The organism is Cupriavidus taiwanensis (assembly GCF_900250075.1).
In the GTDB taxonomy this organism is placed as follows: Bacteria; Pseudomonadota; Gammaproteobacteria; order Burkholderiales; family Burkholderiaceae; genus Cupriavidus; species Cupriavidus taiwanensis_C.
This window is the reverse complement of record NZ_LT977071.1, coordinates 1,483,224-1,508,474: the sequence shown is the minus strand read 5'-3', so window position 1 is coordinate 1,508,474 and position 25,251 is coordinate 1,483,224. Positions and strand designations below refer to the sequence as shown.

The following is a 25,251-nucleotide window of genomic DNA, read 5'->3' as shown; positions in this document are numbered from 1 at the left end:
ATTAGGGCTCGTTCCCCGGCGGCGGCTGTTCGGACAGCGGCGGGCCGGCGTGCCAGAAGTCATAGAAGTTGAACCAGTTGTACGGGGCGCTGCGGCTGAACCGCTCCAGCAGCCGCACGTAGTCCGCCAGCGCCGCCTGCACCGCCGTTTCGCGCTGGCCGCGCGCGGTCTCGGTGAAATCCGCCAGCGGCACGAAATGGACGTCGTAGCGGTTGCCGCCGCGGTACAGGCCGGTGATGAAGAACACCGGCCGGCGCAGCATGGCCGCCATGCGCAGCGGGCCGGTTGGGAAACCTGTCGGCGCGCCGAGGAAACTGCATTGCTGCACCGGGTCGGTGGCGCGCTGCGACAGTGTGCGGTCGGCCAGCATGCCGATCATATAGCCGCGGTCCAGGTAGTCGCGCACGCGCAGCATGGTGTCGAAGCGACCCAGCGCGATCACGTCCTGGCGCATGGCCGGATTGATCGACTGCAGCACGTCGTTGAGCTTGTGCGCGTTCTCTTCGTACATGGTGATCGCGACCTCCATGTTGGGGTGGCGCCGTCCCAGCGCGCGCACCACCTCGAAGCTGCCCAGGTGCGCGCCCAGCAGGATGGCGCCGCGGCCGCGCGCCATCGCCGCTTCCAGCAGGTGCTCGCCATGCAGGCGAATGTCGAACAGGTCGAAGCGCCCGTTTAGCAGGTAGATGCGGTCGTGGATGGTCGAGGCGAAGGTGAACACATGGCGGTAGCCGTCGCTCCAGCCGGCCTGGCGTCCGAGCACGCGGTCCAGGTACGCGCGCGAGGCATGGCGCGCGGCCGGCGCGAACAGCATGAAGTAGGCGGCAATGGCCCGCAGCACCACGCGTCCGGCGGGCCGGCCCAGTGCCAGCGAGATCCACGTCATGACGCGCAGCAGCGTGATGCTGCCGCGCTCTTTGCGGCTGGACCATTCCGTGTCCAGCGGCGCCTGTCGCCGCCACAGCCAGCTCAGCATGGCAAGGCTCCGGCTTGCGGCGGGTTGGTGCGCACCTGCAGCGTGCCGCTGGCGACATCGCGCCCGGCGCTGCGCAGCGTGAAGCGGATGGTCTCGGCGCCATCGGCTGCCGCCTCGGACTGGTGCAGCACCTCCACGCGCTCGCCCGGGCGCACCGGGCTCAGGAACTTCAGCAGGCTCGCCTGCGCGACGGCAAGCGGGCGGCCCAGCGCGGTGCCGAGCGCCAGCACGGCATGGTCCAGCAGCACCACGCCCGGCACGATCGGATGGCCCGGGAAATGGCCGGCCATGGCAGGATGGCCGGCGTCGATGACAAAGCCTGGCGGCAACGCGGCAGCGCGGTCCTGCGCGCCGGACAGGGTTGCCACCAGCGCGGCCAGCGCCTCGCGCGGCAGCTTGCCCGCGGCATTGCGCGGCAGGCACTCGGCAAAGTACAGCGGGCGCGGCATGAAGGCCGGGTCGATCCGTTCGCGCAGCGCCTGCTGCAGCCGGGCCGGCGCCACGCCCGGCGCCACCACCACGGCCACCAGCCGCACCACGTGCCCGTGCGCGTCGCCTTCATGCGCGTCGTCGGGCATGAAGAACGCGCCGTCGCGCACGCCATCGATGGCGGTGAGCTGGTGATTCAGGTAGCCCAGCGAAGTCCGCTTGCCGGCGATATTGAGCAGGTCGGCCTTGCGCCCATGCAGCAGGAAGCGCTGCGCGTCGAGCGGCGCGATGGCGTCGCCCAGCGCCACCGGCTGCTCGATATGGCCGCCCTCGGCCCAGGTTTCGGTATCGTCACCGGTGGCGTTGGGGCGGGCTTGCAGCCGCACGCCGGGCACCAGGGTCCACGTGTCTTCCTGGGCGGTGCGGCGGGTGGCAAGTTGTCCGGTCTCGGTGCTGCCGTAGATCTCGCACAGCGGCGCGCCGAACAGCGCCTCGGTCTCGGCGGCGAGCTGGCGTCCCAGCGGCGCGGTGGCGCACAGCACCAGGTCGGCCACGGGCATGGCGACCCCGGACTGCACCAGCGTGCGCAGATGCACGGGGGAGCTGACCAGCACGCGCGGCGCCGGCACCGCGGCCAGTGCCGCGCTGACGTCGGCCGGATAGAACGCCGGTGCGGCCACCAGCGCCGCGCGGCCCTGCAGTGCCAGCATCACGGTGGCTTCAAGGCCGAACATATGCTGCGGCGGCACCGTGCCCGCCAGCGTCCACGCGCGCCCGTCGAGCAGGCCGAGCCGCTGCGCCGCGGCGCGCGCGCTGCCGACCATGGCGCCCCAGGTCTTGCGGTGCGGCACCGGCGTGCCGGTCGAACCGGACGTGAATACGTAGGCCATCACCTGCGCCGCCGGAATCTGCGGAATCTCCACAGGGCCGTCGGCGGCGGTGGCGGCCAGGCCATCGTGGTAGTGCAGCGCCGGCATGTCGAAGGCCGCGTCGGGCTGGTCATGCAGGCAGAATGCGTCGGGCGCGAAGGCCAGCAGCTGGCGCACCGTCTCGGGCGTGTGCGAGGGCGGCAGCAGCGTGGGCTTGCCCGCCAGCAGCGCCGCGCACAGGCCGACGGTAAAGCGGTAGCGGTCGGTGCAGGCGTTGAAGACGTGGCCGCCACGGGAACCGGCAGGCAAGGCCGCTGCCACGCGGGCCGTATCGGCGAGGAACTGCCGTACGGTGACGGGCCGTCCGTGCACCCAGGCGATGGTGTCGTCGGGCGCAGCGTGGGCAACGATGGGGAATGAGGTCATGGACGGAGCCTGTGCCTGTTTCGCGGGGCCGGGGCCGGGTGGCGGCGCGTCAGCGCGGCAACCCGGGCCGGGCCGCACGGGCCGTCATCAGCGCGCGGTAGCCGTGGACCGCGTCGAGCAGGCCGCGGTGGCGCATGGCCGGAAAGGCGATGCGGCGGTACAGGGCCTCGCCCGCGAACATCATGGCGATCAGCACCGGCGTGGCCAGGTTGGCGAAGCTGGACCAGGCCGCCACCGGCGCAAGCACGAACAGCAGCGTCGACACCCCCACCATCGCCGCGAAGAACAGCGTCCAGGCCTGGGTCACGCGCACCGTGTAGCGCGCATGCGCGGCGGAAAGCGGGCCGTGGATGGCGCTGGCGATCTGGGTGCAGAGCGGGGTGCGGCCGCGGCGCAGGCTGAGCGCGAACATCGCCCCCAGCGCGGCATTGGCGCCCGCATGCTGCAAATAGTAGGTCCAGCCGAAATGGCCGGACAGCGGTGCGCGCCACAGCCACAGCGCCGCGCACGCGGCGAGCAGCGCCAGCAGGGCGGGCACGCGTCCGGCCAGCCGGCGGCAGGCGACGAAGCCGATCAGCAGGAACGGCGCCGCGCCGAGCCACAGCGCGGCCACCTCGGCGCCCGGCTGGTGCGCCGCGCGATGCAGGGCCGACTCGTAGACCACGAAGGCTGCCACCGCGCCGATCCAGGCATGGCGCCGCCACCACGGGACGGCAGCGTCCGGCGCAGGCATGGCGGCGGGCGGGGAACGGCGGTCGACGGGCTGGCTCGAAGGCATTTGTGGGAGCTTGATGTGTTGCGTAAGGCGCTTGGCTTGCAGTGCGCCGGAAAGGCGCCAGGTGGCACGCGAAGCGAACGCTTTATACCCCAAAAGACCCTCCGGACGCGATCATGATTCCCCAATAGGTTGTTGATGTTGTTACTAAACTTCTCTCGACTGGCCCGGGAATGGCCCGTTTGATAGCATTCGGGTGCCCGACGCCCGCACCGGGACCGACTTGCCCGGCACGGGCGGCGCAGCGGCGTTCCAGCCATCTAGCAACATGACCGAACTCGAAACCGAACTTGCCCGCCTGATCCTCGACGAACTCGACATCGCCGAACTGCGGCTGGAGGACATCACCGCCGCCACTCCGCTCTATGGCGAAGGCTTCGGGCTGGATTCGATCGATATTCTCGAGATCGCCCTGCTGGTGTCGCGCAAGTACGGCGTCGAGCTGCGCTCGGACAATCCCGACAACAAGACCATCTTCACCTCACTGGGCAGCCTGGCCGCCTACCTGGCGCAACACCGCACGCGCTAGCCCAGCCACTGTTTCCTCCAGCCCGCACAGGACCACGACATGCCGCAGCAAGCCACGCCCGCGCCGGCGCTGGTGGAAGGCGGTGCCCCGCCTTCGGCGACCCACCTGGTGCTGATCCCCAGCTATAACCCCGGCGCGCGCCTGCAGGACGTGCTGCGCGGCGCTCGCGCGGCCTGGACCCCGGTCTGGGTGGTGGTCGACGGCAGCACCGACGGCAGCACGCAATGGCTGCAGGCGCAGGCCGCCGCCGACCCCGGGCTGCAGGTGCTGGTGCTGCCAAGCAACCAGGGCAAGGGCGCCGCGGTGCTGCACGGCATCGAACGGGCCGCGGCGGCGGGCTACACGCATGTGCTGGTGATGGACTCCGACGGCCAGCATCCGGCCCACCTGATCCCCGCATTCATGGCGGCGTCGCAGCGCGACCCCGGCGCGATGGTGCTGGGCCGCCCGCGCTTCGACGCCAGCGCCCCGCGCGAGCGGGTCTACTGGCGGCGCATGTCCAATTTCTGGGTGGATGTGGAGACGCTGTGGGCCGGTATCGGCGATTCGCTGTTCGGCTTTCGCGTCTACCCGATCGCGCCGCTGCGTGCGGTGATGCATGGCAGCCGCTGGATGCGGCGCTTCGATTTCGATCCGGAGGTGGCGGTGCGCTTGTGCTGGCGCGGCGTGCGTCCTATCAACCTCGACGCCCCGGTGCGCTACTTCGGCCGGCGCGAGGGCGGCGTCTCCCACTTCCGCTACCTGCGCGACAACCTGCTGCTGACCGGCATGCACCTGCGGCTGCTGGCCGGCTTCGTGGTGCGGCTGCCGCTGCTGCTGTGGCGGCACCTGCGCCGGCCGTCCGGCCACGCGGCGTAACCCACGGCCAAAACAGGCCAGGCCGCGCGCGGCGGCCTGGTGCCCGGTGGGACGGATCGACCCGTCAGTCGCTCAGCTCGTGGCCGATCACACCGCCCACCACGGCGCCGCCGATGGTGCCGGCGGCGCTGCCGTCGGTCAACTCATGGCCGGCGACACCGCCGGCGACCGCGCCCGCCGCCGTACAGCCGGCCAGCGCCATGCTTGCGCCTACCAGAAGCGCGCCTGCGAGTTTCCACATGATGGTCTCCTGCCTCGTGGCCGGGCCCGCCGCACCACGTCTCGGGGAAGACATCGCAGCGGCCGGGGCCCTCATGCGACCACTTTAGGCGTGTGACGCGGCGCGGCCCTTCCGTGAAGCGCCGATTGCCCTGTAGGAATCGGACGACGGCAGGGGTGGAGCGTCCGCGGCCTCAGCCCTGGTCGCTGTGCTGGCGCAGCCGCTTGATCAGCGACGAGGTGTCGGCGCGGCCACAGCCCATCTGCTGCAGGTCGGCGTAGAACTGGTCCACCAGCGCCGTGACCGGCAGGGCCGCGCCGTTGCGGCGGGCTTCGTCCAGGCACAGGCCAAGGTCCTTGCGCATCCAGTCCACGGCGAAGCCAAAGTCGAACCTGTTGTCGATCATGGTGGGGCCGCGGTTCTCGAGCTGCCAGGAACCGGCCGCGCCCTTGCTGATCACGTCCAGCACCAGGCGCATGTCCAGGCCCGCGCGCTCGCCGAAGGCAATGGCCTCGGACAGGCCCTGGATCAGGCCGGCGATGCTGATCTGGTTGACCATCTTGGCCAGCTGCCCGGCGCCGGATGCGCCGATGCGGGTCACGGCGCGCGCGTAAGCGGCAATGACCGGTTCGGCCTGGGCAAAGGCGTCGGCGTCGCCGCCGCACATGATGGTCAGGATGCCTTTTTCCGCGCCCACTTCGCCGCCCGAGACCGGGCCATCGACAAAGTGCAGGCCGCGCTCGCCGGCCGCCGCGTACAGCTCGCGCGCGACGTTGGCGCTGGCGGTGGTGTGGTCGACGAAGATGCAGCCGCTCGGCGCGCCGAAGAAGGCGCCGTCGCGCCCGGTCAGCACCGCGCGCAGGTCGTCGTCGTTGCCGACGCAGGAGCAGACCACCTGCGCATCGCGCACCGCCTGCGCGGGGGTGGCGGCGGCTTTGCCGCCGAAGCGCTCGACCCAGGCCTGGGCCCTGGCGGCGGTGCGGTTATAGACCGTGACCTCGTGGCCCTTGGCGGCGAGGTGGCCGGCCATATGGAAACCCATCACCCCCAGTCCGAGGAATGCGACACGCATGCTGCTGCTCCGTTGCTAGTTTGATGTCTGGAATCGGTGCGGCGCGGCGGCGCCGGTCCCGCGAGTATACGGGCCGGGTGGCGCCCCGGACAGATACAGAACTGCCGGCACCGGGCCATGACAGGCCGTGGGCGGCGGCGAGGACCCTGACAAGTCACAAGCGGGTCAGAACCCGCCTACGCCAGCATCCGCCCTTGTCCTATCCCTGGCGCCGCGCGCGCTGCCTACATTGAACACAGGTTGCACCCCCGAAGGAGCCGACTCATGTCATTCGCGCTATATATCATCGGCCTGCTGGTCCTGGTGGGCGGCATTGCCTGGGGCCTGTCGACGGCCGGGCTGGCGCCGGTCTATATCGGCATTGCCTGCCTGATCGTGCTCGGCATCGGCATCATGGCGGCGGTCTCGCGTACCCGCACCAAAGACCCTTCCTGAATCCCCTCTGGTTACGCCGCCTTGCGGCTGCGGGCCCGGCGCCACGCCGGGCCCGGTCGCAGCTGCCGTGACGTCGCGCAGCGGCGGGCGCACGAGGCTGGCGTTCCACGCCTGCTGGATCACCTGGGCGATCTGGTTGAACGCTTCCTTGGAAATCACCGCCTCCTCGCGCATCGCTTCCAGCGACAGCCGGCCCTTGCGCAGCGCGAACAGCATCAGCAGGCGCCGCTCCAGCGCCACGGTATAGACGCCGAACTTGCCGCGCATCTCAGCCAGGCCTTCGGCGGCGGCGCGCGCGCGGTCTTCCAGCACGCCGTCGAGCACGGTCGCCATGCGCGCGCCGAACACCGGCGTCAGCATCGAGCGGTTGTAGCGGCGCAGCCGGTCCAGCACGGTCTGGCGGCAGATCAGCAGTTCAAAGCGGTCGGCCAGCGCGCGCGCCAGCGGGCGATCGATGCCGAGACGGTGATGCAGGAACAGCGCCACCTTGAAGCCCAGGTGATAGTCCAGGATATGCCGGGCGGCGCGGTTGTAGCCGATGCGGCCCTGCTCGCGCGCCGCGTCGATCATCTGCGCGGTGTTGCGCATCATCGCGTCGAGGTTGGCCACCGAGATCACGCCGTCGCCGTATTCCGGGATCAGCTCGCGCTCGCGAGTGGCCAGCGTGACCAGGCCGATGCTGAGGCGGTCGCGCTCGGACAGGGCGGTGTCGAAGTCGAATTCCGCCGAGCCCAGCTCGATGCCGTGCCGGTATTTCTGCGCCGCCTCGCGCGCGATCGCGGGCGGCAGGTCGAACGAGTCGGCCACGCGCGCCATCATCGCCTCGACCTCCTCGGTGGAGAGGCGGATCGCCTGCAGCTGCAGCGCGCGCTCCTGCGGCGAAAGCTGGTCCAGGCCGAGCCGGTGGATCAGCGCGCGCAGCGTGGTGCCGTTGAGCAGCAGGCTGACCAGCACGAAGCCGGTCGCCAGGATGGCGACGAAATGCCGCGTTTCGTAGGGCAGGTCGCTGTTCTCGGCGATGCCCAGCGCCAGCACCAGGGTCACCGCGCCGCGCAGCCCGCCCCAGGCGATGGCCAGCTTGAAGGCGCCATCGATCGGCGCGCTCAGCCGCAGCCCGGACAGCAGCGGCAGCAGCCCGAACAGCGTCAGCAGGCGCGCCGCCAGCGCCGCTAGCACCAGCGCCAGCAGCAGCCAGCCATGATGCCCGCTCACGCCCGCCAGCATCGACGGCACGCGCACCGCGGCGAGCAGGAACACCACGGCGCCGGCGATCCCGGCGAACTGCTCCCACATCATGCGCAGGTGGCGCCAGTTGGGCGGCGCCAGCCGCGTGGGGCCGAGGGCGCTGACCATCAGGCCGGCGCACACCACCGCGACCACGCCCGACACGCCCAGCAGTTGCTCGGCCAGCAGGTAGAGCGGGTAGGGCAGCGCCAGGGTCAGCGCGCTTTCCGCCATGGCCAGGCCGGCCAGCCGCGGCAGCAGGTCGGACACCAGCCGCCCGGCCAGCGCGCCGCACAGCACCCCACCGACAAAGGCCCAGGCCAGCTCGCGCAGCCCCGCCGCCAGCGTCGCCTGCGCGCCGTGCCCGGTCAGCATCGCCACCAGCACGCCGACGATGGCGATGGCGGCGGCATCGTTGAGCAGGCTTTCGCCCTCCACCAGCCGGATCAGGCGCGCCGGCGCGCCCACGTCGCGGAAGATCGCGATCACCGCGGCCGGGTCGGTGGTGGCCACCACCGCGCCCAGCAGCAGGCACACCGCCAGCGGCATGCCGCTGGCCGCCGCGGTGACCACGCCGATGACACCGGTGGCCACCACCACCGCAACCACCGCCAGCAGCAGGATCGGCGCCGCGTCGGGCAGCATGCCGCGCACGTCGGCGGTCAGCGCGGCGTGGAACAGCAGCGGCGGCAGGAAGATCCACAGGTAGGCCTCGGGCGGCAGGGCCGGGTCGATCAGCGGATGCAGGAAGTGGCGGGCGAAGTCGGGGTGGGCGGCGTCGATCGCCACATAGCCCGCGCCGATGGCGATGCCGATGGCCGACAGCAGCGTGGATTCCGGCAGCACCAGCCGCGCCGCGGCCACCTGCACCACGGCGACGATGGCCAGCAGCACGCCGGCCAGGATCAGGATATCGACGATGATGCTCATGCGCCGGCCTCCGGCGCCGCATCCTGCAGCGGCGGGCTGGCCAGCCGCGCGCGCACGGCCGCCGCCAGTTCGGCCGCCGCCGGCGACAGGCTGCGGTTGCGCGCCGTGACCAGGCCGATCGAGCGCTCGGTCACCGGCGCGGTCAGCAGCCGCTCGACGATGCCGGGCTGGCGCACCGTGCCGGCGGCGATCTCGGGCAGCGCGGCCACGCCGAAGCCGCATTCGACCATGGCCGCGATGGTGGCCAGGCGTTCGGCCTCGAACACCGGCTGGAAGCGGATGCGGTTCTGCAGGAAGGCCCATTCCGCGTACTGGCGCACGCTGCTGGGATGGGTCATCGACACATGCGGCGCGGCGGCGGTGTCGGCCCAGCGCAGCGGTCCGGGGCTGCGCGCCAGCGGGTGCGCCGACGGGATCAGCAGCACGAAGCGGTCCGACAGCAGCGGCTCGTACTGCAGGTCCGCCTGCTGCGGGTTGGCGGCGGTCAGCGCGAAATCCACCTCGCCGGCGCGGACCAGGTCGAAGGCCGGCCCGGACAGGGTGTCGAACACCTTCAGCGCCACCTCGGGGCGAGCCTGGTGGTAGGCCATCAGCACCCGCGGCAGCACCCGCGCCGCCAGCGAGGGCAGCGCGGCCACGGCCACCTGGCCGCGCTCGGCGCTGGCGATGCCGGTCACGGCGTCGATGGCGCCGCGGAACGCCGCCTGCAGCAGCGCGGCCTGCTGCATGAAGACCTGGCCCGCCGCGGTCAGGCGCACGGTGCGGGTGGTGCGGTCGAACAGGCGCACGCCCAGCGCTTCCTCGATGCGCAGGATCTGGGTCGACAGGGCGGATTGCGACAGGTGCAGCTGGCTCGCGGCCTGGCGGAAGTTCAGCGTGCGGCCCAGAACCAGCGTGGTCTCGATGTCGCGCATCGACAGGTTGATGTTCATGGCAGCGGCGGTCCGGCGGCATCCGTGGCCGGACCCTCAAGTCGATTGATCTGGTTTGGTGATCATTTTATCCAGAGAATCGACTTCTTCAATCAAAGCGGGTTCTCTACACTGGCGGGATGCCAGGAGAAACCATGCCCAACGCCACCCCCGCCGCAACGCCATCCACCCTGAGCCGGCCGGGCGCCACCCATGCCGTGGTGGTGGGCGGCGGCACCATGGGCGCCGATGTCGCCGTGGTGCTGACCCGCGCGCTGTGCCGCACCACCATTGTCGAGCCGGATGCCGGGCGTGCCGGCGCGCTGCCCGCGCGCGTGCGCGCCAACCTCGCCGCGATTGGCCGTGAAGCGGGCGCGGAAAGCCTTGCGGTGGCCGCGACGCTCGACGCCGTCGACTGGGCATCGGTCGACCTGGTGATCGAATGCATTCCCGAGGACCTGGCGCTGAAGCAGGCGCTCTTTGCGGAGCTGGTCGCGCGTGCGCGCCCGGATACGCTGCTGGCCAGCAACAGCTCCAGCTTCCCGATCAGCGCGATCGGCGCCGGCCTGGACACGCGCGCACGCATGCTCGGCCTGCACTTCTTCATGCCGGCGCACCTGGTGCCGCTGGTCGAGGTGGTGATGGGAGAGGCCAGCGACGAGCGCCATGCCGACGCGCTCGCCGCGTTCATGCGCCGCTGCGGCATGGTGCCGGTGAAGGTGCGCAAGGACCTGCCCGGCTTCCTTGCCAACCGGCTGCAGCATGCGCTGTCGCGCGAGGCCTTCAGCCTGATCGACCGCGGCATTGCCTCGCCCGAGGACGTCGATGCGGCGGTGCGCTTCGGCTTCGGTTTCCGCTTCCTCGCGGCGGGACCGGTGCTGCAGCGCGACCACGCCGGCATCGACGTGCATGCGGCGGCCGGCGCCACCATGTACCCGACCTTCTGCAACGACGACCATCCCGCGCGCTGCCTGTCCGAGCGCGCCGCCGACGGCCGCCACGGCATGAAGCGCGGCGAAGGCTTCTACGCGTGGACGTCTGAAAGCATCGCCGCCGAGCGCGCGCGCTATGACCAACTGCTGCGCGCCGGCCTGGCGCTGATCGCGCCCGAACTGCCCGAGATCCAGCCATGACCAATACCCCAGCCCAAGCCGGCAACCGGCCTGTCCCCCAGCGCGCCGCACTGGCCGAATCGCCGCTGATCGTCACCGTGGCGCCCAACGGCGCCTACAAGCGCGCCAGCGACCATCCCGCGGTGCCGCTGACCGCCGCCGCGCTGGCGGCGGAGGCGCGCGCCTGCCTCGATGCCGGCGCCGCCATGATGCATATGCACGTGCGCGATGCCGACGGCCGCCATTCGCTCGATGTGCAGACCTACCGCGACGCGCTGGCGGCGGTCAGGCAGGCCGTCGGCGACGCGCTGCTGGTGCAGGTGACCAGCGAGGCCGCCGGTGTGTACCAGGCCGCCGAGCAGATGGCGATGGTGCGCGCGCTGCGTCCCGAGGCGGTCTCGGTCGGCCTGCGCGAAGTCGCGGTGCCAGAGATCGCGGACAGCGAGCTGGCGGCGTTCTTCGCCTGGCTGGCACGCGAACGCGTGATGACGCAGGTGATCCTGTATGACGCAGCCGACGTGCGCCGCTGGCAGCAAATGCGCGCGCGCGGCATGGTGCCGCCGGGCGCGTGGTCGGTGCTGTATGTACTGGGACGCTATGCGGCGGGACAGGTGTCGTCGCCGCACGACCTGCTGCCGTTCCTGCAGGCCGCGGCCGAGGGCGGCGATGCACTACCGTGGGCGATCTGCGCGTTCGGTCGCGAGGAGAATGCCTGCGTGACCGCGGCCGCCGCGTTCGGCGGCCATGTGCGGGTGGGCTTCGAGAACAATCTGCTGTTGCGCGACGGCAGCCGTGCGCCCGGCAACCATGCGCTGGTGGCGCAGGCGGTGCAGGGCGGGCTGACGCTGGGCCGGCCGATCGCGGATGCGGCCGATGCGCGCCGTATCTACGGCGAGGTGCGCTGACGAAGGCGCGCCGCGCGGCGCTTTAATGAGCCGTCAGGGGCCATCAGGCGCCGTCGCTGAAGCTGTCGCGCGGGCCGTTGGGGTTGTGGGCACCGTCGGCGAACGGGTTGCGCGCGCCGGTCGCGGTGTGTTCGCCGTCGGTAAAGCTGCTGCGGGTGCCGGTGGCGGTGTGGGCTCCGTCGGTGAACGGGCTGCGCGTGCTGGTAACGCTGTGTGCGCCATCGCTGAACGGATCGACGCTGCGTGGCGCGGCTTGCGCGGCGCCGGCAACGCCGGCAAAAAGGGCGGTGGCGACAAAGACTTGCCTGAGTGCATGCATGGATCGCTTCTCCGTAAGGTTGCCGGCCCGGGATGGGCGGCGGTGTGGCTAGTCTAGGTGGCGGCCACCCACACGAGCATGACTGCCACATGACAATGCCGTCATCCCGCGGGCATTAGTCGGCACCGCCAGCACGCCGGAGAAGCTGCCGCCGGGCAAAGGCTGTAGAATCATGGCTGTCCGACCGGCTTGTGGTTCCATCGCCGGTTTTTCATTGCCCGCGGAAATGCAGCGGGCCTCTCACAAGAGTCATGTCCGAGTCTGATTCAGCCAAACTCGCTGCGGTGGCGTGGATCCGCGAGCAAATGGACCGTCATGCCCTGAGCCTCGACGACCTGGTCGAGGCCGGGTGTTTCGACAACGTTGCGGCGGCATCGGCGGGCGCCGAAGAGTCCGCGCCGTTGGCGGCCCCCGCCGCGGCGCCGAAGCCCGCGGGCGCGCGCCCGCTGTATCGCAATGCCCTGGGCCAGAGCTGGGACGGGCAGGGTGAATATCCTGACTGGCTGCAGCGGGCGGTCAACGCCGGGCAGTCGATCGAATTCTTCCGCGTCGATTAAGCCGCGGTTTAATCCACTTTGAATTCTTGCGCAGCGTCGCGCTCAGCAGTGCGGGGGCAGCAGCCGCAGCACCGGCAGCATCGGCAGGATGCCGGTGAATGACGCCGGCGTCGCCATGGGCGCCGCATGAGCGCGGTGCATGAAGACCTCGGGCGGCAGCTCGCGCAGCACGTCGCCAGCCGCGGCCGACTGCGCGGCGTTGCCCGCGGCAGGGTCCTGCGGACCATCCGTCTCGCCCAGCTGCAACGGCGCGCCGGCGCCGGCCGGCTCGGCCATCACGCGCACCGCGCTGCCGCCGCAGCCTGCGTCGCCAGCGCCATCCAGCGACGCTTCCGCCGCCAGCTTGGCTGCGACGTGCCGGTCCGGCAGCGACAGGCCAGCCGCCTGCACTGCGCCGCACATCCGGGCGTCCGCCGCAATCCCCGCAGCGGGCGCAAGCAGGGCCAGGGACAGCAACAAGGAATCAGGCAGGCGTTTCATCGCAGGGAAACCGTCAGAATGGGAGACGATGCGCGCGGGACAGTCGCGCGCAGGGAAGGTGAGCGCGCATTCTACCGGGGATTTGCGCGGCCAGGCCGTGGCAATGCGTTGGCATGGCGATGACATTTCTGCAATCTTTACCCATTTGCCGCCATCCTCGGCTAGCGTTACGCCATGGCGGCACTGGGCCGCCCGAAAGTGATCGAATCATGCGTATCCTGATTGTCGAGGACGAACCCAAGGCAGGCGACTATCTGCACAAGGGGCTGACCGAATCCGGCTTCGTGGTGGACCTGGCGCGCGACGGCGCGGACGGCCTGGCCCACGCGCGCGAGCATCCTTATGACCTGATCGTGCTGGACGTGATGCTGCCCGGCCTGGACGGCTGGGAGGTGCTGCGCGAACTGCGCCGCGAGCGCGACACGCCGGTGCTGTTCCTGACCGCGCGCGACGAGCTGTCGGACCGCCTCAAGGGCCTCGAGCTCGGCGCCGACGACTACATGGTCAAGCCCTTTGCCTTTGCCGAGCTGGTGCTGCGCATCCGCACCATCCTGCGCCGCGGCCCGCTGCGCGAGAGCGAGTTCATCGAAGTGGCCGACCTGCAGATCGACGCCATCCGCCGCCGCGTGGTGCGCGCCGGCCAGAAGATCGACCTGACCTCGAAGGAGTTCGCGCTGCTGTACCTGCTGGCGCGCCGGCGCGGCGAGGTGCTGTCGCGCTCGCTGATCGCCTCGCAGGTGTGGGATGTCAATTTCGACAGCAACACCAACGTGGTCGACGTGTCGATCCGGCGCTTGCGCGCCAAGGTCGACGACCCGTTCCCGCGCAAGCTGATCCATACGCGCCGCGGCATGGGCTATGTGCTGGACGACGGCGACGAGCGGGTGCAGGACGCATGATGCGGCTGCCGTCTTCGCTTACCACGCGGCTGGCGCTGGCCTACGGGCTCGCCACCGCGGCGATCCTGGCCAGCGTGGCGGCCTACCTGTCGAGCGCGCTGTCGGCCCAGCTCGAAGGACGCGACGAGAGCGAACTGGTGGGCGAGGTGCTGCTGGTGCGCCACCTGCTGCGCGAGGTGCGCAGCGAAGCCGAGATCCGCGCCGATACGCACCGCTTTGCCGATATCGCGATGGGCCACGAGGGCCTGATCCTGGTGGTGCGCACGCGCCAGGGCGAGCCGCTGGTGACGCTGAACCCGCGCAACGAGATCGTGCCGCCGCTGCGCGTGCTGCCGGCCACCACGCAGCCCGAGAAGGGCATGCTGCAGACCTGGCGGCCGAAGAACGGCGTGCCTTCGCGGGGCATTGCCGCGCTGGGCCAGCTGGGCGACTCGGACAAGGCCGTGGAGATCGTGGTGCTGCGCGATGCCGGCTATCGCGTCGCGCTGATCCGCGAATATCGCCACCAGCTGCTGTGGGCCACGCTGTGCGGCGCGGCAGTGGCGGCCGGGCTGGGCTTTGCGCTGGCGCGGCGTGCGCTGCGGCCGCTGCGGCGCATGGCCGCCGACGCCGCCGCGGTGACCACCAGCCGCCTGGCCACGCGGCTCGACGTGGGCAGCGCGCCGGCGGAGCTGCGCGAGCTGGCGGCCGCGCTCAACGACATGCTGGCGCGGCTGCAGGACAGCTTTTCACGGCTGTCCGAGTTCTCGGCCGACCTCGCCCATGACTTCCGCACGCCGATCAGCAATCTGATCGGCCAGACCCAGGTCACGCTGGCGCAAAGCCGCAAGACCGCCGAATACGAGGCGCTGCTCGAGTCCAACCTGGAGGAATACGAGCGCCTGGCCCGCATGATCGAGAACATGCTGTTCCTGGCGCGCGCCGACCATGCGCAGGTGGCGCTGGACGTGCGCACGCTGGACGCGCGCGAAGAGCTCGACAAGATGGCCGAGTACTTCGAAGCCGTGGCCGCGGACCGCGAGGTGGTGCTGACGGTTTCCGGCTCGGCACCGGTGGAGGCCGACCAGACGCTGTTGCGGCGCGCGGTGACCAACCTGCTCGACAACGCGCTGCGCCATGCGCCGGCGGGCAGCACGGTGCGGGTCGACGTGGCACGCGCGCCTGCGCCCGCGGCCGCGGGCACCGGCACCGGCAGCGGTACGGGCACCAGCATCCGCGTCAGCAATCCGGGCCCGGCGATTCCGCCGGAGACGCTGCCGCACATCTTCGGCCGCTTCTACCGCGCCGATCCGTCACGGCGCAACTCGGCGGCTTCGACCGGCCTGGGGCTGGCCATCGTCGACACCATCATGCGGCTGCATGGCGGCAGCGTGACGGTGCGCAGCGTCGACGGACTGACCGTGTTCACGCTGCAGTTCCCGGCCGACCCGATGCCGATGCCAGCGGCTGCCACCCCCGCCGCCGTATCCTGAACCCCGCACTTGCACTGGCCCGGCGCGCGCGCATAATGGCGCGCGTGCCGGCCGCGCTGCAACCCGCAGTGCCCGCCGGTCTCATGTCATGCAAACCGATGGACAACCAGGAGAGCTACATGCAGGTGCAACCCTATCTGGATTTCGGCGGCCGCTTCGACGAGGCAGTGGCCTTTTACGGCAAGGTGCTGGGTGCGCAGGTCACGTTTGCGATGCGCTACAAGGAAGCGCCGCAGGACCAGGGCATGGCGGTGCCCGAGGACTGGAAAGACAAGGTGATGCACGCCAACCTGCAGATCGGCGAGAACCAGGTGATGGCCTCGGACGGCCGTCCCGGCGAGCGCCCGGCGTTCAGCGGCTTCAGCCTGTCGGTGGGCGGAGTCAGCCGCGACGAAGGCCAGCGCATCTTCGAAGGGCTGAGCGAAGGCGGGCAGGTGGTGGTGCCATACCAGAAGACCTTCTGGGCCGAAGGCTTCGGCATGCTGGTGGACCGCTTCGGCATGTCGTGGATGGTCAACTGCGAGCACTAGCGGCCCGCCGGGGCATGGCCGGCACGGCGGCCATGCCGCTTGACTCTGTAGCCACTACAGGGTCTTCAATGTCATCAGGTCAAACCAGCGCGAACAACAAGACATGGCTCGCACGTCACCTGAAGACGCTCTTCCACACGATCACGCCATCAAGCACGATGGGCAGCATGGCGCCTGCCATGCGCATGATCACGATCACCACGGCCACGCTCACGCTCCCGCCCCGGAGCCGGCACCTGCCGCGTGTTGCGGCGGCGGGTGTGCGTCCACCGTCGCGCCGACGCCGCCTCGGGTCGAGGTACCGGCCGGCGCCAGCACCGCTGCCTGGCGCATCGACGCCATGGATTGCCCCACCGAAGAAACGCTGATCCGCAACAAGCTGGGTGGCATGGCCGGCATCGCCGCGCTCGAATTCAACCTGATCCAGCGCGTGCTGACGGTGCACCATACGCTGCCGTCGACGGAGCCGGTGGCCCGCGCCATCGAAAGCCTGGGCATGCGGCCGGTCCCGCTCAGCGCCGAAGCCGCGCAGCAGGTCCTGCCCGAAACCACCGCACGCAAGCCCTGGTGGCCGCTGGCGCTGGCCGGTGTCGCAGCGCTGGGGGCCGAGGCGACGGAATGGCTGGGCCTGGGGCTGCCCTGGCTGCCGGCGGTGCTGGCGCTGGCCGCCGTGGCGCTGGGCGGGCTCACTACCTACCGCAAGGGCTGGATCGCGTTGCGCAACGGCAACCTGAACATCAACGCGCTGATGAGCATTGCCGTGACCGGCGCGCTGCTGCTGCGCCAGTGGCCGGAAGCGGCGATGGTCATGGTGCTGTTCGCGCTGGCCGAGCGCATCGAGGCGGCGTCGCTGGACCGGGCCCGCAATGCCATCCGCGGCCTGATGGCGATGGCGCCCGAGCAGGCCACGGTACGGCGCGCCGATGGCAGCTGGGACATCGTGCCGGCCGCCGGGGTGGCCGTGGGCACGCTGGTGCGGCTGCGCCCGGGCGAGCGCGTGGCGCTCGACGGCAAGGTCGTGCGCGGCCAGTCGGCGCTGGACCAGGCGCCCATCACCGGCGAAAGCGTGCCGGTCGACAAGGCCGAGGGCGATGCGCTCTACGCGGGCTCGATCAACCAGTCCGGCGAACTGGAATACACCGTGACCGCGCCCGCCAGCGACTCGACGCTGGCGCGCATCATCCACGCGGTGGAGGCCGCGCAGGGCAGCCGCGCGCCCACGCAGCGCTTTGTCGACCAGTTTGCGCGCATCTACACGCCCACGGTGTTCGCGATCGCGCTGGCGGTGGCGGTGGTGCCGCCGCTGCTGGCGGGCGGCGGCTGGGTGGACTGGATCTACAAGGCGCTGGTGCTGCTGGTGATCGCCTGCCCGTGCGCGCTGGTGATCTCGACCCCGGTCACCATCGTCAGCGGGTTGGCCGCGGCCGCGCGGCGCGGCATCCTGGTCAAGGGCGGGGTCTACCTGGAGCAGGGCCGCGAGCTGGCCTGGGTGGCGCTGGACAAGACCGGCACCATCACGCACGGCAAGCCGGCGCAGACCGACCATGCGCTGCTGGCCGACGATGTCCCGCACGCGCGCGCCATTGCCGCCAGCCTGGCGGCGCGCTCCGACCATCCGGTCTCGCGCGCGGTGGCCACGGCGGCGCAGGCCGACGGCATCGCCACGCTGCCGGTGGAAGCGTTCGAGGCGCTGGCGGGGCGCGGCACGCGCGGCACGGTGCAGGGCGTCGAATACCGGCTCGGCAACCATCGGCTGGTGCATGAGATGGGCGCGTGCTCGCCGGCGCTGGAAGCGCGGCTGGAGGCGCTGGAGCGCGAGGGCAAGACCGTGGTGCTGCTGGCGCGGGTGGACGGCCGCGGCGCGGCCACCGCGCTGGCGCTGTTCGCGGTGGCCGACACCGTGCGCGACACCAGCCGCCAGGCGATTGCCGAGCTGCATGCGCTGGGGGTCAAGACGCTGATGCTGTCCGGCGATAACCCGCACACGGCACAGGCGATCGCGGCGCAGGTCGGCATCGACGAGGCCCGCGGCAATCAGCTGCCGCAGGACAAGGCCGATGCCATCGCCGCGCTGGCCGACGCGGCCCATGCCCGCGGCGGCCGCATCGGCATGGTCGGCGACGGCATCAACGACGCCCCGGCGCTGGCGCGTGCCGACGTCGGCTTCGCCATGGGTGCCGCGGGCACCGACACCGCGATCGAGACCGCCGACGTGGCGCTGATGGACGACGACCTGCGCAAGATCCCCGCCTTCGTGCGGCTGTCGCGCCGCACCGCCACCATCCTCAGGCAGAACATCGCGCTGGCGCTGGGCATCAAGGCCGTGTTCCTGGTGCTGACGGTGCTGGGGATGGGGACGATGTGGATAGCGGTGTTCGCCGACATGGGGGCGAGCCTGCTGGTGGTGTTCAACGGGCTGCGGGTGGGGGCGCGGCGCGGGGGGTGAGCATCACCGCTGGTTTGCTCGCCTCTCTCGCGTGCGGGAGAGGGAGTACACAATCGCTTGGTGCGACGGTTCGTCAGCCTGGAGCAGGCTGCACGATCAACTCCCCGCTGCGCCCCGGAATCTCCCCCCACGTGACCGGCAGGCGCGGCAGCGCCGCGCAATCCAGCCCGCGATACCACGTGCCCATCGACACCAGCTCGTGCCCCTGCGCGCGCCAGCCTGCCAGCAGCCGTTCGAACACGGGCGCGAGCTTGCCGCCTTCGAGCTCGGCATGCAGCGTGAACACATGGTCGCGCGTGCCTTCGGTCAGCTTCAGCAGGGCCGTGTGGACGTTGTCCTCGGTCAGGCCGTCGGTGCCGATCAGCTCGTCCAGCGTCGGCAGCGTGGTCGGCATCTGCACGTGGCGGCATGGCACGCCGCCGATGGTGGGGATATAGGGCGCGGTGCCGCGGCCGTCGGACGCGTAGGCCATGTCCCAGATATCGATCTGGCGGAACGCGGCCTCGTTCATCTGCCAGCCGGCGGCGCCGTGCGTGGCGGGGGGCTCGCCGAAGATTTCGCGAAAGCGCGCGAAGGCGCGCTGCATCTGGTCGCGGGTCCAGGCGGCATCGCGCTCGCGCACGTTGTCCTGCCAGTAGACGTGGTCCCAGGTGTGGATGCCGCATTCATGCCCGGCGGCGCGCGCGGCGCGCATCTCGGCGGCGCCCTTGCGGCCGATATCCGGGCCGGGCAGCAGCACGCCGTACATCAGCGTGCGCAGGCCGTAGTTCGACACCACCGAGGTGCGCGACACCTTGCGCAGGAAACCGGGGCGGAACACACGCCGCAGCGCCCAGCCGGTATGGTCCGGGCCCAGGCTGAACAGGAAGGTGGCCTGCGCCTGCGCGGCCGCCAGCAGCGACAGCAGCCGGGGCACGCCCTGGCGCGTGCCGCGCAGCGTGTCGACGTCGACCTTCAGGGCGATCCGTGCCATGTGGGTGCGCGCTCAGTTGCCGGAATCGACCAGCGTGCGGGCCTCGACCACCTTGCCCCGGTACGCCTCGAAGATGCGCCGCAGCGACGCTTCCATGCCGATCTCGGGGCGCCAGCCCAGCTCCTCGATGGTGTTGTCGATCTTCGGCACGCGGTGCTGCACGTCCTGGTAGCCCTTGCCGTAGAAGNGTCGCCCTCGAAGAAGTGCATGCGCGGATGGTCGACGAGGTCGCCCAGGCGGTCCGTGTTCATGTCCATGCCGTAGACCTCCCACGGCGTGGTTTCCAGGATGCGGCGCGTCAGGTGGTGGCCGATGAAGCCGTTGACGCCGAGAATCAGGACCTTTTTCATCGGTTTCCCTCGTCGGACTGTTCGGTATGGAGATGCAGGGCAAGCGCCTGCGGCGTGACGGCAGCGCCGTCCGGTGCCGCTAGCCGCGTGACGATGACCAGGCCGCCGTCGCCGCACACGCCGATGACCTGGCCGTCGCGCACCTGCAGGCCGGTTGGCGTGCCGGCGGCAATCGGCGGCACCGCACCCGGCAGCGGCCGGCGTGCCTGCGCCACGATGAAGCGCTGCCCGCCAACTTCCGTGAACGCGCCGGGGTAGGGCGGTGCGACCGCGCGGATCAGGTTGTAGACCTCGGCGGCGGACCGGTTCCAGTCGATGCGGCCGTCCTCGGGCTTGCGCCCCGAGTAATAGCTGCCTTCGGCCAGCCGGTTCGGGCGGCGCGGCGTCTGTCCTGCCATCATCGCGGGCAGCGCGCGCCACAGCGTCTGCTCGGCCGCCACGGTGACCTTCTCGAACACTTCGCCGGCGGTATCGTCGGGCAGGATCGGCACGGCGGTCTGGTCGACGATATCGCCCGCGTCCGGCCTGGCTTCCATCACGTGCAGCGTGGCGCCGGTCTCGGTCTCGCCGTGCAGCACTGCCCAGTTGACCGGCACGCGGCCGCGGTACTTCGGCAGCAGCGAGCCGTGCATGTTGAACGCGCCGCCCGGCGCCAGCGCCAGCACGCCGGCGGGGATCATGGCGCGATAGTAGAACGAGAAGATGACATCCGGGCGCGCGTCGCGCACTGCCTGTTCGACAGCGGGATCGGCCGGGTCCTCGCCATAGAGGAACGGCACGCCCAGCTCGGCGGCGGTGTCCGCCACGCGGCGGAACCAGATGTTCTCGTCGGGCCGGTCGCGGTGGGTGATCACCAGCGCCACCTCCACGCCGCGCGCATGCAGTACGCGCAGGCAGCGGTCGCCGACATTGTGATAGGCAAAGACGACGGCGCGCATCATGGCTCCACGGTGCGGGCCGGGTCGGCCTCGAGGATGGCCTTGATGCGGTAGCGCGGGCGGTCGCGCACTTCCTGGTAGATGCGGCCGACGTATTCGCCCAGCAGGCCCACGCCGAACAGCAGGATGCCGATCAGGAAGAAGTTCATGGCGAACAGCGTGAACAGCCCCTGCACTTCGGAACCCAGCACGAAGCGCCGCACCAGCAGCACCACGAACAGCACCCCCGACAGCAGCGACAGCAAGGTGCCGATGGCCGAGAACCACTGCAGCGGCACGATCGAGAAGCCGGTGACCAGGTCGAAATTCAGGCGGATCAGCTGGTACAGCGAGTATTTCGATTCACCCGCGTGGCGCTGCTCGTGGCCGACTTCGATCTCGACCGGGTTCGCGGCAAAGGTGTACGCCAGCGCCGGGATGAAGGTATTGACCTCGCGGCAGGCGTTGATGGTGTCGATCACGCTGCGGTCATAGGCGCGCAGCATGCAGCCCTGGTCGGTCATGCGGATCCTGGTGATGCGCTCGCGCAGCCGGTTCATCGCACGCGAGGCATAGCGGCGGAACGCGGTGTCGTTGCGCTGGCGGCGGATGGTGCCGACGTAGTCGTGGCCGGCGCGCATGGTCTCGACCAGGCGCGGGATTTCCTCGGGGGGATTCTGCAGGTCGGCGTCGAGCGTGATCACGATCTTGCCGCGGGTGTGCTCGAAGCCCGCCAGGATCGCCATGTGCTGGCCGAAATTGCCATTGAACAGCACCACCCGGGTCACGTCCGGGCGCTTGTGGAACTGCGCCGCCAGCAGCTGCGCCGAGCGGTCGACGCTGCCGTCGTTGATGAAGATGATCTCGTAGGATTCGCCGAGGCCATCCAGCGCCGGATAGAGGCGATCGAACAGGGCTTGCAGCCCGTCTTCTTCGTTGTAGACCGGAATGACGACCGAGACCTGGACCGGGCTCATTGGGAAAGACGTTTGCATGTTTCGCTGAGGATTGCGCAGACCCGCTCCACGTCCGAGGCTTGCATCGCCGGGAACAGCGGCAGCGTGACGATACCGCGCCCGATGCGCTCGGCGTTCGGCAGCATGCCTTCGCGCCAGCCGAGTGAGCGGTAGTAAGTGAAAAGATGGACCGGCGGGTAGTGCACGCCGGTGCCGATGCCGCGCTCGCGCATGGCTTCCATGAGCTTCTGCCGCGCCTGTGCCGGCCCGCCCCGCATGCGGTCGGTCGGCAGCACCACCTGGAACATGTGCCAGTTGGTGGTGGCCGCCTGCGGGTCCAGCGCCTGCGGCAGTTCGATGCCGAGGGCCTGCAGGCCGCGGTCGGCGGCGCAGCGGAAATAGGTGTCGGCCAGTTCGGCGCGGCGCGCGGTGATGGCATCGAGCCGCTCCAGCTGGGCCAGGCCGACCGCGGCGTTGACATCGGTCAGGTTGAACTTGCCGCCCGGCTCCTCGACATCCATGCCGTCCAGGCCGGTGCGGATCACGCCCTGCAGCCGCAGGCGCTCGGCGCGCACGGCTTCCTCGGGCGTGTTCATCACCAGGCAGCCGCCTTCGATGGTGGTGATGTTCTTGTTGGCCTGGAAGCTGAAGCTGACCAGGTCGCCGAAGGCGCCGATGCGCTGGCCGCGCCAGCGCGAGTCGATCGCCTGGGCCGCGTCTTCGATCACGCGCAGCCCGTGCCTGGCGGCGATCGCGTACAGGCGCTCCATGTCGACCGGCAGCCCGGACAGGTAGACCGGCATGATGGCGCGCGTGCGCGGCGTGATGGCGGCCTCGACCGCATCGAGGTCCAGGTTGCGCGTGCGCGGGTCGATGTCGACGAACACCGGTTTCGCCCCCACGGCCACCACCACGTTGGCGGTGGCGACCCACGTGATCGGCGTGGTGATGACTTCATCGCCGGGGCCGATGTCGGCGATGCGCAGCGCGATTTCCATCGTTGCCGAGCCGTTGGCGAAGGTGCGCACCGGGCGCCCGCCGAACAGGTCGGACAGCGCGGCCTCGAAGGCCTGCATCTTCGGTCCGGAGGTGATCCAGCCCGAGGCCAGCACCTTGCCGACTTCGGCAATGGCGGCGGCGTCGATCTCGGGCCGCACAAACGGCAGGAAGGCGGGAGCGGAAGCGGTCATGGCAGGCGAAGGAGGCAGCGGCGGTCAGGCCAGGCGAAGGCGCGGACAGCCTTCAGGAGCGGGCGATCAGGAAGACGCCCGCCAGTATCAGCAGGATGCCGGCCACGCGCAAGGGGCCGATGATCTCGCCGAACAGCCACCAGGCCGCGAGCGCATTGACCACATAGCCCAGCGACAGCATCGGATAGGCGATCGACACATCGACGCGCGACAGGCCCACGATCCAGACCCCCACGCTGACCACGTACAGCGTGAGCCCGGCCAGCACCGGCCATTGCGTCAGCACGCGCAGGGCCGTGACCAGCAGCGTGCCGCGATCCAGCGTGATGGCGCCGACGGCGTTGACGCCGGCCTTGAGCAGCAGCTGCGCCGCCGCATTCAGCAGCACGCCGGTCAGGATGAAAGCAAAGGTGGAAAGCGTCATGGCAAGGCGGTTGGCGGATTACGGTGCTTGCGTCTGTGCTGGCGGTCCGGGCAGGGCGAAATTGGCGACCGCCACGCGCCGGCGGTCGCCGGCGATCTTGTGCATCGGCACGCCGCGCGCGGCCAGCGCGGCGTAGGTCTGCGGCGCCATGATCGCCACCGCGCGCTGGCCGTCCTGCCAGCGCGCAATGAACTGGTCGACGCTCGGGATCCACTTCTGCGGCTCTTGTCTGATGCCGAATTCGAGTTCGTCCGGATGCTCGACCAGGATCGTCGTGCGGCGCAGGTAAAACGGCAGCGTGTGGTCCAGCAGCCGCACGCTGTACAGCGGCATGTCCGGCGCCAGCACGGCATTGATCGCGGGCACCAGGTCAGCGCCGGAAGCCGGCCGGCCCATCACTTCGTGGGCACGCAGTCCGACCGTGGCGCAGAGCAACATGGCCAGCGCATAGGCCACCATGCTGGGGAACACGCCGCGCGTGCGCAGCAGCCGGCGAGCCAGCAGCGCGCCGCCCAGCATCACGGCAAAGGCGACCGCGAGCCATGCGGCAAACTCACGATACACCGCATTGGGCGTGCCCGGCTTTTCCATCATGCCGACGAACGGCATCGCGATCAGCCCGATCACGCCGAGCGCGACCATGGCATTGACCTGCCAGCGCCACGCGCGTTCCGTGGTGGTATCCAGCGCCACGCCGGCAAGCAGCGCCAGCGCGGGGAAGACCGGCACGATATAGCCCGGCAGCTTGGAGCCGGACAGGCTGAAGAAAACGAAGATCGCCACCGCCCACAGCCCGGCCAGCAGCGCCGGCTGGAACGGCCGCGGCGCATTGCCGCGCGCCACGCCGGCGCGATCGCGCACCGCCTGCCACATCTGCGGCACCAGGCCCAGCCAGGGCAGGAAGCCGCCCAGCAGCAGCGGCACGAAGAACCAGAGCGCGCCCTCGCGGTGGTGCACGTTGGAGGTGTAGCGCTGCCAGTGCTCGTGGATAAAGAAGAAGCGCAGGAACTCCGGGTTGCGTTCGGACACCAGCCAGAACCACGGCACCGTGACCGCCAGCAGCACCGCGACGCCGGCCAGCAGATGCAGGCGGCCCCACAGCTTCCAGTCGCGCGTCGCCAGCGTATAGACCACCAGCACCAGGCCGGGCAAGGCCAGGCCGACCAGGCCCTTGACCAGCACCGCCACCCCCATCGCCGCCCAGCACGCCAGCATCCAGTTGCGCCGCACGGCCGGCGTGGCCGCCGGATGCTGGGCCAGCAGCATGCAGGCGAGCACGCATGCCATGGCAGCGGACAGCGTCATGTCGAGCGAATTGAAGTGGCCGGCGACATTCCACATCGGCGTCGACACCAGCACCAGCCCGGTCAGCATCGCCACGCGGCAGCCGTACCAGCGGGCCGCGGCCAGCATCGACACGCCGATGCCGAGCATGCCGGACAACGCCACGCACAGGCGCGCCTGCCAGTCGCCGACGCCAAACAGGGTGTAGGCCAGCGCCGTCACCCACATGTGGAAGGGCGGTTTCTCGAAATACTTGAGTTCGTGGTAGCGGATCGTGACCCAGTCGCCGGTGGCGACCATCTCGCGGGCAATCTCGGCGTAGCGGCCTTCATCGGAGCGCAGCAGGTGGCGCATGTCCAGGGTACCGAACCAGACCAGCAGGATCAGCAGGCCAACCAGCATGACGGTACTTGCGGTGGCTCCGATGGACGGCGCGGCGACAAACCGCGAGGTCGATGAACTACGCATGGATCTCCTGGAAAAGCGCGGCGAACCAGGTCTCGGGCGTCGCGTGGCGATGAGGAAGCCATCACAACGCAGAGCCGGGCCTGGCGGTGGACACCGGACCGGAATGTCCGCGCGAGCGCACTGCAGGCGCGCCGTGACCGCCAGGCGCTTGGAACGCCACAACCGCTGGAATACGCAAGGCGCGCAATGGTAGCACGGCGGCCAAGTCACTCCGGACGGACGCCGGAAGTGGCGGCGGCGCCCGTTGTCTGAGAAATGAGATGTATAAAGCATATGTGGCCGACCGAACCGGTGAAGGAGCCCCGGCATCGTCGT

25 protein-coding genes are annotated in these 25,251 nt (G+C 70.4%); 9 read left to right on the top strand and 16 right to left on the bottom strand.

Features of this window, described 5'->3' with window-relative positions; translation table 11 throughout:
* Position 1: 1 nt before the first annotated feature.
* Genes CBM2588_RS23160 through CBM2588_RS23150 form a run of 3 tightly spaced genes read right to left on the bottom strand, consistent with a single transcriptional unit; the run spans position 2 to position 3,433 of the window.
* Complete coding sequence (locus CBM2588_RS23160; RefSeq protein ID WP_115682670.1) at positions 2 to 976, bottom strand: LpxL/LpxP family acyltransferase; 975 nt, start codon at positions 974 to 976, stop codon at positions 2 to 4.
* Positions 970 to 2,700 carry an AMP-binding protein gene (locus tag CBM2588_RS23155; RefSeq protein WP_115682669.1) on the bottom strand — a complete coding sequence of 577 codons (1,731 nt, stop codon included), beginning with the start codon at positions 2,698 to 2,700 and terminating at the stop codon, positions 970 to 972. Before CBM2588_RS23155 ends, CBM2588_RS23160 begins: the two co-directional genes overlap by 7 nt.
* Before the next feature lie 49 nt (positions 2,701 to 2,749).
* Positions 2,750 to 3,433, bottom strand: a complete 684-nt coding sequence (locus CBM2588_RS23150; protein ID WP_115683702.1) for an acyl carrier protein — start codon at positions 3,431 to 3,433, stop codon at positions 2,750 to 2,752.
* Between the two features lie 310 nt (positions 3,434 to 3,743).
* Here CBM2588_RS23150 and CBM2588_RS23145 point away from each other — a divergent pair, with 310 nt between their 5' ends.
* Positions 3,744 to 4,004: a phosphopantetheine-binding protein gene (locus CBM2588_RS23145; RefSeq protein ID WP_062802929.1), complete on the top strand. Its 261-nt coding sequence runs from the start codon at positions 3,744 to 3,746 to the stop codon at positions 4,002 to 4,004.
* Between the two features lie 39 nt (positions 4,005 to 4,043).
* Entirely contained in the window at positions 4,044 to 4,862 is an 819-nt protein-coding gene (locus CBM2588_RS23140; RefSeq protein ID WP_115682668.1) for a glycosyltransferase family 2 protein, read from the top strand.
* Positions 4,863 to 4,926: 64 nt separating this feature from the next.
* Here CBM2588_RS23140 and CBM2588_RS23135 read toward each other — a convergent pair whose 3' ends face one another.
* The 4 genes from CBM2588_RS23135 to CBM2588_RS23120 all read right to left on the bottom strand — a co-directional run bounded on the left by CBM2588_RS23135 (position 4,927) and on the right by CBM2588_RS23120 (position 9,675).
* A complete protein-coding gene (locus CBM2588_RS23135; protein ID WP_092309867.1) occupies positions 4,927 to 5,103 on the bottom strand; it encodes a glycine zipper 2TM domain-containing protein in 177 nt (58 codons plus the stop codon).
* A gap of 172 nt (positions 5,104 to 5,275) precedes the next feature.
* A complete protein-coding gene (locus tag CBM2588_RS23130; protein ID WP_115682667.1) occupies positions 5,276 to 6,154 on the bottom strand; it encodes an NAD(P)-dependent oxidoreductase in 879 nt (292 codons plus the stop codon).
* Positions 6,155 to 6,430: 276 nt separating this feature from the next.
* On the bottom strand, positions 6,431 to 8,743 hold the full coding sequence (locus tag CBM2588_RS23125) for a cation:proton antiporter (RefSeq protein WP_115682666.1): 2,313 nt from the start codon (positions 8,741 to 8,743) through the stop codon (positions 6,431 to 6,433).
* Positions 8,740 to 9,675 (bottom strand): LysR family transcriptional regulator, encoded by a 936-nt coding sequence (locus CBM2588_RS23120; protein WP_115682665.1) that lies wholly within the window; start codon positions 9,673 to 9,675, stop codon positions 8,740 to 8,742. The genes CBM2588_RS23125 and CBM2588_RS23120 overlap by 4 nt, the downstream gene beginning before the upstream one ends.
* Positions 9,676 to 9,809: 134 nt before the next feature.
* On the opposite strand from CBM2588_RS23120, the gene CBM2588_RS23115 reads away from it, so the two are divergent.
* Complete coding sequence (locus CBM2588_RS23115) at positions 9,810 to 10,787, top strand: 3-hydroxyacyl-CoA dehydrogenase family protein (protein WP_115682664.1); 978 nt, start codon at positions 9,810 to 9,812, stop codon at positions 10,785 to 10,787.
* On the top strand, positions 10,784 to 11,671 hold the full coding sequence (locus tag CBM2588_RS23110; RefSeq protein ID WP_115682663.1) for a 3-keto-5-aminohexanoate cleavage protein: 888 nt from the start codon (positions 10,784 to 10,786) through the stop codon (positions 11,669 to 11,671). Before CBM2588_RS23115 ends, CBM2588_RS23110 begins: the two co-directional genes overlap by 4 nt.
* A gap of 43 nt (positions 11,672 to 11,714) precedes the next feature.
* Here CBM2588_RS23110 and CBM2588_RS23105 read toward each other — a convergent pair whose 3' ends face one another.
* Positions 11,715 to 11,990, bottom strand: coding sequence for a hydroxyquinol 1,2-dioxygenase (locus tag CBM2588_RS23105; protein WP_115682662.1), 276 nt, complete (start codon positions 11,988 to 11,990; stop codon positions 11,715 to 11,717).
* Positions 11,991 to 12,241: 251 nt separating this feature from the next.
* Between CBM2588_RS23105 and CBM2588_RS23100 the strand changes: the two genes are divergently transcribed.
* Complete coding sequence (locus CBM2588_RS23100; protein WP_115682661.1) at positions 12,242 to 12,547, top strand: H-NS family nucleoid-associated regulatory protein; 306 nt, start codon at positions 12,242 to 12,244, stop codon at positions 12,545 to 12,547.
* 42 nt (positions 12,548 to 12,589) lie between these two features.
* Here the strand turns inward: CBM2588_RS23100 and CBM2588_RS23095 are convergent, their stop codons facing one another.
* Positions 12,590 to 13,027, bottom strand: a complete 438-nt coding sequence (locus CBM2588_RS23095; RefSeq protein ID WP_115682660.1) for a hypothetical protein — start codon at positions 13,025 to 13,027, stop codon at positions 12,590 to 12,592.
* A gap of 209 nt (positions 13,028 to 13,236) precedes the next feature.
* Between CBM2588_RS23095 and CBM2588_RS23090 the strand changes: the two genes are divergently transcribed.
* The 4 genes from CBM2588_RS23090 to CBM2588_RS23075 all read left to right on the top strand — a co-directional run bounded on the left by CBM2588_RS23090 (position 13,237) and on the right by CBM2588_RS23075 (position 18,374).
* Positions 13,237 to 13,926, top strand: coding sequence for a heavy metal response regulator transcription factor (locus CBM2588_RS23090; protein ID WP_018008628.1), 690 nt, complete (start codon positions 13,237 to 13,239; stop codon positions 13,924 to 13,926).
* Positions 13,923 to 15,398 (top strand): heavy metal sensor histidine kinase, encoded by a 1,476-nt coding sequence (locus CBM2588_RS23085; protein WP_115682659.1) that lies wholly within the window; start codon positions 13,923 to 13,925, stop codon positions 15,396 to 15,398. Before CBM2588_RS23090 ends, CBM2588_RS23085 begins: the two co-directional genes overlap by 4 nt.
* Before the next feature lie 119 nt (positions 15,399 to 15,517).
* The gene (locus CBM2588_RS23080) at positions 15,518 to 15,928 is read left to right on the top strand and encodes a VOC family protein (protein ID WP_115683701.1); all 411 of its coding nucleotides are present in this window, start codon (positions 15,518 to 15,520) and stop codon (positions 15,926 to 15,928) included.
* Positions 15,929 to 16,268: 340 nt separating this feature from the next.
* A complete protein-coding gene (locus tag CBM2588_RS23075; protein WP_231942246.1) occupies positions 16,269 to 18,374 on the top strand; it encodes a heavy metal translocating P-type ATPase in 2,106 nt (701 codons plus the stop codon).
* A gap of 73 nt (positions 18,375 to 18,447) precedes the next feature.
* Here CBM2588_RS23075 and CBM2588_RS23070 read toward each other — a convergent pair whose 3' ends face one another.
* The 7 genes from CBM2588_RS23070 to CBM2588_RS23040 form a co-directional block, all read right to left on the bottom strand.
* On the bottom strand, positions 18,448 to 19,347 hold the full coding sequence (locus CBM2588_RS23070; protein ID WP_115682657.1) for a polysaccharide deacetylase family protein: 900 nt from the start codon (positions 19,345 to 19,347) through the stop codon (positions 18,448 to 18,450).
* Positions 19,329 to 19,697: an NAD-dependent epimerase/dehydratase family protein gene (locus tag CBM2588_RS23065; RefSeq protein WP_439897464.1), complete on the bottom strand. Its 369-nt coding sequence runs from the start codon at positions 19,695 to 19,697 to the stop codon at positions 19,329 to 19,331. Before CBM2588_RS23065 ends, CBM2588_RS23070 begins: the two co-directional genes overlap by 19 nt.
* A complete protein-coding gene (locus tag CBM2588_RS23060; RefSeq protein ID WP_115682656.1) occupies positions 19,694 to 20,635 on the bottom strand; it encodes a formyltransferase in 942 nt (313 codons plus the stop codon). Before CBM2588_RS23060 ends, CBM2588_RS23065 begins: the two co-directional genes overlap by 4 nt.
* The gene (locus CBM2588_RS23055; RefSeq protein ID WP_439897463.1) at positions 20,635 to 21,591 is read right to left on the bottom strand and encodes a glycosyltransferase; all 957 of its coding nucleotides are present in this window, start codon (positions 21,589 to 21,591) and stop codon (positions 20,635 to 20,637) included. The genes CBM2588_RS23060 and CBM2588_RS23055 overlap by 1 nt, the downstream gene beginning before the upstream one ends.
* Complete coding sequence (locus CBM2588_RS23050; RefSeq protein WP_115682654.1) at positions 21,588 to 22,760, bottom strand: DegT/DnrJ/EryC1/StrS family aminotransferase; 1,173 nt, start codon at positions 22,758 to 22,760, stop codon at positions 21,588 to 21,590. Before CBM2588_RS23050 ends, CBM2588_RS23055 begins: the two co-directional genes overlap by 4 nt.
* 52 nt (positions 22,761 to 22,812) lie before the next feature.
* Positions 22,813 to 23,184: an EamA family transporter gene (locus CBM2588_RS23045; RefSeq protein ID WP_012356262.1), complete on the bottom strand. Its 372-nt coding sequence runs from the start codon at positions 23,182 to 23,184 to the stop codon at positions 22,813 to 22,815.
* Positions 23,185 to 23,202: 18 nt separating this feature from the next.
* A complete protein-coding gene (locus CBM2588_RS23040) occupies positions 23,203 to 24,936 on the bottom strand; it encodes a glycosyltransferase family 39 protein (protein ID WP_115682653.1) in 1,734 nt (577 codons plus the stop codon).
* Between the last annotated feature and the right edge of the window lie 315 nt (positions 24,937 to 25,251).